The organism is Mesorhizobium sp. M2A.F.Ca.ET.067.02.1.1, assembly GCF_004023285.1.
Lineage (GTDB): Bacteria > Pseudomonadota > Alphaproteobacteria > Rhizobiales > Rhizobiaceae > Mesorhizobium.
On sequence record NZ_RZSB01001060.1, the window covers coordinates 1 to 1,503 of the forward strand.

1 protein-coding gene is annotated in these 1,503 nt (G+C 62.7%); it reads left to right on the forward strand.

What is annotated here, in order from left to right; translation table 11 throughout:
- On the forward strand, window positions 1-1,503 hold a 1,503-nt coding region (locus tag EOA28_RS39285), incomplete at both ends, for a hypothetical protein (RefSeq protein ID WP_189342373.1).

Here is a 1,503-nt window from a genome sequence, read left to right on the forward strand (position 1 = left end):
GTACGGTTCTGAGCCTGCTCCTGTTGCTCGGCAACATGCCCAACGGCGACGTCGACGATCTCATGAAGCTGCATGAAATCAGGCATCTTCTGCACACAGGCAATCCGTTCGACAGAACGCTGACCGGTATCGCCCAGCCCGAGCCCATGGTCTCGCACTGGCCCTGGATCGTCGATGCGCTCTATGCGTTGCTGGCCATCGCGCTGGCGCCTTTTGTCGGGATGGGAACTGCTTTATCCGCCGCCGCGTTCACCGTGCCGCTCCTGCTCCTCCTGGCCGCTTTAACCCTGCTTTTCCTCGTGGTCAGGGAATTCGAGTTCGACCATCCAGGCGTGGTGCTGATCGTCGCCGCCTTCGCCGGGCTGCCCGCGCTTTCGGAATTCCAGCCCTGGCGCATCGACTACCACAACCTGCAGATGCTCATCCTCCTGGGGGCGGTGCTGCTGACGATCCGTGGCGCGCCGGTTGCCGCCGGATTGAACGGCGCCCTAATGGCTCTGTCCACCGCGATCAGCACCGAAATGGCGCCATTCCTTGCTCTTCCGGCCGGCTTCTACGCATTGGTATTCATCGCCGGAACGAAGGATGCAGGCAAGGACCTAGGGGCGTACGGTCTGGCGCTGGCGGCCGCCGGCATTGCCGTATTCTTTGTGGTCGTCGGACCCGATGCCTACAAAAGCGCCGCTTGCGACCGCTATTCGCTTTTGCACCTCACCGCGCTTGCGACTGCCGGCGCCGTGCTTGCAGGTGTCTCGCTGACCAGAAGAATTGGACGCTGGTACATACGCGCCCTGTGCCTTTTGGCCGGTGCCGGCGCGACCGCCGCGATGCTTGTCTTCCTCTTCCCCCAATGCGCGGGCGGCCCGCTCGTCGGTCTCAGCGACTATGTTCGCGACAATTGGCTCTCCCGCATCGAGCAGGAACGCAGCATCTTCTTCAGCGCGGACTTTCTGGGCTCCGATCGTTTCGCACGGTTTTTCGTCGCCATTCTGGGCACGGCGGCGACATGCATTTTGGCCATTTCCGCCTCGATAAGGAAGCGAGCCTGGTGGGTCCTGGCGGTCTTTTCGGCTGTCGGCCTCCTGTTGGGACTGCTTTATCTAAGATACCTGCGGTTTTTTCCGCTCTTCGTCGGCCCCGGGGTTGCCTTGCTCGTCCATCAAGGCATTCCAGCCAGCCTGCCGCTGAAGCGCCATTTCGCAGCCAGGTCGAGGGACGAGCTGCCGCGCGCCTGGCTTCTGGCCGCCCCGGGCGTGGCGGTCATTGCTGCCCTTCTTCTAACCTGTCTGGTCTGGCCTCCCCGGGCTGCAAAGCTGCTTGGCGTCGACATCGCCAATGCCTGCGCGCAAGCCAGCAGCGGCCCGCGTTTTATTTGGCCGAAAGGCGCGAGACTGTTCGCGCCTCCCGATATCGGGATCGCCGCTTTGGGGTCTCCTGAGGAACTCGACGTCGTGGCCGTCCCTTTTCACACATCGGCCAAGGGCATCGAGCGCGTCCTTAGAT